This window comes from Kitasatospora sp. NPDC057198, assembly GCF_042670125.1.
GTDB lineage: Bacteria > Actinomycetota > Actinomycetes > Streptomycetales > Streptomycetaceae > Kitasatospora.
In genome coordinates this window covers 1-6,628 of record NZ_JBHUWH010000429.1, presented here as the reverse complement: position 1 = coordinate 6,628, position 6,628 = coordinate 1, and the positions used below count along the sequence as shown (strand labels likewise).

Below are 6,628 nucleotides of genomic sequence, written 5' to 3'. Positions count from 1 at the left end.
GCGTCAGGACTGCTGGCGGCGGCGGGCGACCACCAGGGTGCCCGCACCGAGCAGGATCGCGGTGGCGCCGCCGACGGTCAGGCCGCCGATCGGGGCGTCGGTGCCGGTCGAGGCCAGCTCGGTGGCGTCGGCGGTGGTGCCGTCGTCCAGCGTGACGTCGGTCAGCTCGCTCTTGGAGTTGCTCGGCAGCTGCGGGATGCTCGGGTTGCCCAGGCCGTCGTCGACGTACTGGTTGGCCGCGGCGTCCAGGGCGCGGGCCGCGTCGAGGCCGCTGGTCAGGAAGGCGAGCAGGGTGTACTTGTCACCCTGGTCCAGCGCGGCCTGGGCGGCCTTGCGGACCTCGGGGCCGCCGTTGCTGAGGGCCTGCTTGACCAGGTCGCGCAGGTCTTCCTCGTAGTAGGAGTCGACGTTCTCCAGGAAGTCCACCACGTCGGCGGCGCTGCCGGCCAGGGCCGCGTTCGCGGCGGCGCGGACGTGGTTGCCGACACCCGGGGCCGCCAGGATCGCCCGGACCGCGGAGCGGTTCTCGGCGTCCACCATGGACGGGTAGCCCACGGTGAGGAACTGGTCCATCGCCGCCACGTCGGTGCCCTGCTGGATCCGGAGGGCCTCCGCGCGGATCGCGGCGGAGTTGTCGGTGTCGTCGATGATCTTCTGGAGCTGGGCGCGCTTCTGGTCGAGCTCCTTCTGCGCCGCCTCCTTGGCGACGATCTGGGGCCGCAGGACGTCCAGGAAGTTGCGGACGTCGTCGATGGTGCCGGCCTTGGCGGTGGCGGCCGCGTCGTAGTACTCCTGGCTGTGCCCGGTCTCGGCGATCGCTTCGTCGAGCTTGGCCCGCAGCGCCTTCTCCTCGTCCGACGTCGGGTCGCCGGTCGGGGTGCCCGTCGGGTCACCGGTGGGAGTGCCGGTAGGTTCGCCGGTCGTCGTGCCCGTCGGGTCACCGGTGGGCGTGCCGGTCGGGTCGCCGGTGGGCGTGCCCGTCGGGTCACCGGTCGGGTCGCCGGTGGGGTCGCCCGTCGGGTCGCCGGTGGCGCTCGGGGACGGGGACTCGTCCGCGGCGGCGAACGCGGCCTTGGCCTCGGTCGCGGCCGGGGTGACCGACGGGGCGGGCGCGTCGTCGGACGGGTCGGTGTCCGGGGTGGCGAGGTCCGGCTGGGACTGGCCGACCGGGCCGGTGTCGGCCATGGCCTGGGTGGCGCCCAGCACGGTGGGCGCGGAGACCGCGGCCACGAAGACGGCAGCGGCGAGCGAGCGGCGGATGCTCAAGGTTCCCCCCTGGGAAGCGAGTCGTACGGCGACGGGCCGCCGCGGGACTGGCCCACAAGGCGGCGAACCGGGCGATCGTATCGGAACCTTCCCGCCCGGCAAAGCGAGATCTTTCCCAGCCCTTTGCGTTCCGGCAGAGCCGCAGGTCAGAACGGATCCGGCCACTGCCGGTCCATCAACTCCGCCGTCCGGAACAGTGGTCCACGCGGCCGGACGGTTCGTCAAGGGCACTATTCGGCCAAGCCCGCCGACGGGTGTCCGGAGGGCCCGCCGACGGGTGTCCGGAGGGCCCGCCGGCGGGTGTCCGGAGGGCCGGCCGGCGGGTGTCCGGTCGGCCCTCCGTGAGGGTGCGTCAGGCCAGTCCGGCGCGCTCCAGGGCCTCGACCCCGGTGCGCAGGGCGGCGATCCGCTCGTCCAGCGACCACCCGGCCGGAGCCAGGGTCAGCGTGGTGACGCCCGCGGCGGCGTACGCCTGCATGCGGTCGGCGATCCGGGCGGTGTCGCCGAGCAGGGCGGTGGCGTCGATGAACTCGTGCGGGACGGCGGCCGCGGCGGCGGCCTTGTCGCGGGCCAGGTAGTGGGTCTGCACCTCGTCGGCGGCCTGCTCGAAGCCCATCCGGCGGGCGAGTCGGCTGTAGAAGTTCTTCTCCTTGCTGCCCATGCCGCCGAGGTAGAGGGCGGTGTAGTCGCGCAGGGTGTCGGCGGCGGCCCGGACGTCCGTGCCGACGGCGATGTTGACGGTGGGGCAGAGGTCGAAGCCGTCCAGGGTGAGCCCGGCCCTGGCGCGGCCGGCCGCGAGGGCGCCGGTGGAGAGCGCGGCGTGCTCGGGGGCGAAGAACAGGCCGAGCCAGCCGTCGGCGATCTCGCCGGTGAGTTCGAGGTTCTTCGGGCCCATCGAGGCGATGTACAGCGGGATGCGCTCGCGGACGGGGTGGACGGTGAGCTTGAGCGGCTTGCCGGGCCCGCCGGGCAGCGGGAGCGTCCAGTGGGGGCCGTCGTGCACCAACCGCTCGCGGGACATCGCCTTGCGGACGATCTCCACGTACTCGCGGGTGCGGGCCAGCGGCTTGTCGAACTTGACGCCGTACCAGCCCTCGGAGACCTGCGGGCCGGAGACCCCGAGGCCGAGCCGGAAGCGGCCGCCGGAGAGGGTGTCCAGGGTGGCGGCGGTCATCGCGGTCATCGCGGGGGTGCGGGCCGGGATCTGGAAGATCGCCGAACCGACGTCGATCCGCTCGGTCCTCGCGGCCACGTAGGACAGCACGGTGGCGGCGTCCGAGCCGTACGCCTCGGCGGCCCAGCAGACCGCGTAGCCGAGGCGGTCGGCCTCCTGGGCCACCGCGATGTTGTCGGCGTCCAGGCCGAGGCCCCAGTAGCCGAGGTTGATCCCGAGTCGCATGTGCCCAAGCCTTCCAGTCGGGTGGTGCGGGTGAGCGTAGCCGCCCCGCCGGGGCGGTGCTACCGGCCGGTAGGGGTGGTGCGGGTCACAGCCCGGCGCGCGCGGCGGCGCGGCGCGCGGGTGGTCCCGGGCCCCGGGGGGTTTCGCCGCTACCCTCACAGCACGTGGGGGGCACCGCCCCCGACCTGCACCATTACTACTTGCCACTACTTGCCGCACCATCGCCACTTGGCGCAGCGGGCGTGACGGAGGGCGCGATGGAACAGCGACAGCTCGGCCGCACCGGCCTGCGGGTCTCCCGGCTCGGCCTGGGCACCCTCACCTGGGGCCGGGACACCGACGAGCACGAGGCCGCCGAGCAGTTGAAGGCGTTCGTGGACGCGGGCGGCACCCTGGTCGACACCGCCGACGGGTACGCCGACGGCGGCGCCGAGTACCTGCTGTCCCGGCTGACCGACGGCCTGGTGCCGCGCTCCGAGCTGGTGATCGCCACCAAGGCGGGCGCGCTGCCCGGCCCGCGCCGCCACGACACCTCCCGCGGCCACCTGCTGAACGCCCTGGACGCCTCGCTGCGCCGGCTGAACACCGACCACGTCGACCTGTGGCAGGTGCACGCGTACGACCCGGCCACCCCCACCGAGGAGACCCTGCACGCGCTCGACCTGGCGGTCTCCTCCGGCCGGGCCCGGTACGTCGGGGTCTGCCAGTACAGCGGCTGGCAGCTGGCCAAGTCCGCGGCCCGGCAGCACGCGGTGCCCGGCAGCACCGCGCTGGCCTCCGTCCAGCTGGAGTACTCGCTGCTGCAGCGCGGCATCGAGCGCGAGGCGCTGCCCGCCGCGCTGGACGCCGGGGTGGGCCTGCTGGCCTGCTCGCCGCTCGGCCGGGGCGTGCTGACCGGCAAGTACCGGCACGGCGTGCCGCCCGAGTCGCGCGGCGCCTCCCCGCACCCCGCCGGGTCGGTGCAGCCGTACCTGGGCGAGGCGTCCCGGCGGATCGTGGACGCGCTGGCCACCGCCGCCGACGGGCTCGCCTCCACCCCGCTCAAGGTCGCCCTCGCCTGGGTCCGCGACCGCCCCGGCGTGTCGGCCACCCTGCTGGGCGCCCGCACCGCCGCCCAACTGCAGTCCTCGCTGTCGGTCGAGGCCCTTACGCTTCCGGGTGAGATCCGCGCTGCGCTGGACGACGTGTCGGCCCCGGTGCACCGCTACCCGGACCAGGGCTGGACGGAGCTGTGACCGTCCCGCCCGTCGAAGGAGCCTTCCCGCGATGACCACCCCCGAGGAGCGCCCGGCCGAGAACCGGGCCGAGCCGACGGCCGCCCCGACGACCGGCCGGGACGGCGGCCCGGTCGGCCAGGCCAGCCAGGAGAGCGGCGCCGGTGGGCGGCCCGCCGGTGCGTCGCTCACCGCCGAGGAGCGCGCCGCCAAGGTGGCCGAGCTCGCCAGGGCGATCGGCGCGATCAACGCGAACGACATCGTCGCCCCGCCCCCACCCCCGCGTGAGGTGGCGGACGCGGCGGACGAGCCGTCCGAGGAGCCGGAGCCGGTCGGGAGCACGGCCGGCGAGCCGTCCGAGGAGCCGGAGCCGGTGGGGAGCACGGCGGGGGTGCGGTCCGTGGAGCCCGCGCCCGTAGCCGCGCCCGATCCCGTGGCCGCGCCCGTGTCCGTGCCCGTTCCGGCCGAGCGCCCGGTCCGCCGGCCGGCCGCCGCGCGGCCCGAGGTGCCGCTCGACGACGCGCAGCGCCGGGCCGCGCTGGCCGCCGTCGGCGAGGTGCTGGCGGCCGGCGGCGCGCCCGCCGAGCTGGCGCCCGCCGCGCTGGCCGAGTTCGGCGAGGGCGCGGCCGAACAGCTGCGGGAGGACCCGTGGGCGGTGCTCTCGCTGCCCGGGGTGCGCCCCGAGCACGCCGACGGTTTCGCCAAGGGCCTGCTCGGCCCCGCCGCCCGGCCGGACGACCCGCGCCGCGCCCAGGCCCTGGCGCTCTGGCTGCTGGAGCAGGCCGCGCTGCGCGGGCACTCGGCGCAGGAGCTCGGCGAGGTCGCCGAGGCGCTGCGCGCCCAGCGCGTACCGGACCCGGAGGGCGCTCTGGGGGCGGTGCTGGAGGACGGGCGGGCGATGCCGTTCCAGGAGGAGCTGCCGCTGCCGCCCGGCAGCCACGACGAGGACGAGGAGCCGCCCGTCCGCACCATGCTCGCCCTGGAGCGCCTGGCGCTGGCCGAGGAGAGCCTCGGCGAGGGCCTGGTCCGGCTGCTGTCCACCTTCGCGCCCGCGGAGGACGGGGAGGGGGCCGGCCCGGCCGCCTGGGAGGAGGCCGCCGCGGCCGCGCCCTCGCGCTCCGCGCAGGCGCTGGTCCGGGCCGCGGCCGACTCCGGCCTGGTGCTGCACACCGGCGGCGAGGCGGCCCGGTCCGAACCGGCCGCGCTGCTGCACGCCGCCGCCGCCCTCGGCCTGCGCAGCTGGGCCGCCACCTGGACGGGCCAGGGGCGGGACGCGCTGGCGGCGCTGCTGCCGGAGGGCTCCCCCGCCGCCGGGCGGATCGGCACCCTGCACGACCTGCTGTACGGCGCGGACGTGCCGCGCGCGCTGGACGGCACCCTCGAACTGGACGTCCTGGTGGTGCTGGACGCCCCGCTGCTGGACGTGGAGACCGCGGCGACGCTGCTGGAGGCGCTCGCGGACGGCGCCCGGCTGGTGCTCTCCGGAGACCCGGGCGGCCTGTGGTCGGCAGGCCCGGGGCGGTTCTTCGCCGACCTGCTGGCCGCCAAGCCCTGCCCCGCGGTGTCCTCCCTGACGCCGGACTTCGGGCCGATCGGCGAACTGGTCTCCGGCGTCGGCATCGGCGAACTGCAGCAGGTGGACGCCCCCGACAAGGAGGTGGTGATCCTCCCCGCGCGGGACGGCGGGGAGGCCGTGCACCGGGCCGTCCAGTTGCTCACCGACTCGATCCCGCGGGCGCTGTCCGTGCCGTCCGAGCAGACGGTGCTGCTGACCCCGGGCCACGGCGGCCCGGCCGGCACCCGGGCGCTGAACGCGGCCGCCAAGGCCCGGTTGAACCCCGGCCCCGGCCGGTTCGGCGGCTTCGACCCGGGCGACCGGGTGGTGCACTCCCCCGCGCTGGGCGTCAACCTGCCCGGCCGGGTGCTGGACGGCGACGCCGACGGCCTGCACGTGGAACTGGCCGACGGCGGCCGGATCACCCTGACCCCGGCGCAGGCCGGGAAGCTGCGCCACGGCTGGGCGCTGACCGCCCACCAGGCGGTCGGGCGGCGCTGGCCCGCGGTGGTCGTGGTGCTGCCGCCGGAGGCGTCCGGGCAGTTGACCAGGCAGTGGGTGTACTCGGCGTTCGGCCGCGCCGAACGGCACCTGTCGGTGGTGCACGCGACCGGCCCGGCGCTGCAGCAGGCGGTCGCGGAGCGGCCCGCGCACGACCGGACCACCCGGCTGCGGTCGGTGCTCACCGACCAGTAGCCCGCGGCTGCGGTGATCGGCGGGCGCGGTGGTCGGCGGCTGCGGTGGTTGAGGCTGCGGGCCCGGCGGACGGTGGCCGGTGGTCGGTGGCCGACGGACGGTGACCGGTGGCCGGTGAACGGTCGGACCGCGGGTGCGGTGGCGGGACTGGCCCCCCGCCGCACCCGCGGCACACGTACACGCTGCTGCCGGGCCAGCCGTTCGGCGGGCTCGGGTGGAGGAGAGCCGCCGCAATCCCCCTGGCGCCTCAGCGTCGAAGCGCTTTTCGTCCCTCCCCCGCCGTGGACCGGCAGCAGTCCCCCGTGCGACGTACGGCCGCATCGGCGACCGCATTGCGGCACTCCGCTCCCCCGAGCCGGAGCACCCGAATGCGACTCCGTTGCGGTCCGAACGGTAGCCGAAATTCGACCCTCTCGGGCGCGAATTGTTCGAAGTGACCCAGCTCACGCCGGAATTGACGGACGGGTAACCGGCCGTGAATTCGGTGGGGAGCGGCGG

The 6,628-nt window shown here is 76.1% G+C and carries 4 protein-coding genes; 2 read left to right on the top strand and 2 right to left on the bottom strand.

Features of this window, described 5'->3' with window-relative positions:
* Positions 1-3: 3 nt before the first annotated feature.
* Together ACFUEL_RS32240 and ACFUEL_RS32235 are read right to left on the bottom strand one after the other, a co-directional pair.
* Positions 4-1,266, bottom strand: a complete 1,263-nt coding sequence (locus ACFUEL_RS32240) for an ALF repeat-containing protein (RefSeq protein ID WP_380240532.1) — start codon at positions 1,264-1,266, stop codon at positions 4-6.
* Positions 1,267-1,618: 352 nt separating this feature from the next.
* A complete protein-coding gene (locus ACFUEL_RS32235) occupies positions 1,619-2,665 on the bottom strand; it encodes an LLM class F420-dependent oxidoreductase (RefSeq protein WP_380240531.1) in 1,047 nt (348 codons plus the stop codon).
* 257 nt (positions 2,666-2,922) lie between these two features.
* On the opposite strand from ACFUEL_RS32235, the gene ACFUEL_RS32230 reads away from it, so the two are divergent.
* Positions 2,923-3,900 (top strand): aldo/keto reductase, encoded by a 978-nt coding sequence (locus ACFUEL_RS32230; protein ID WP_380240530.1) that lies wholly within the window; start codon positions 2,923-2,925, stop codon positions 3,898-3,900.
* A 31-nt stretch (positions 3,901-3,931) separates the two neighbouring features.
* On the top strand, positions 3,932-6,130 hold the full coding sequence (locus tag ACFUEL_RS32225; protein ID WP_380240528.1) for a helix-hairpin-helix domain-containing protein: 2,199 nt from the start codon (positions 3,932-3,934) through the stop codon (positions 6,128-6,130).
* The last annotated feature ends 498 nt before the right edge of the window (positions 6,131-6,628 follow it).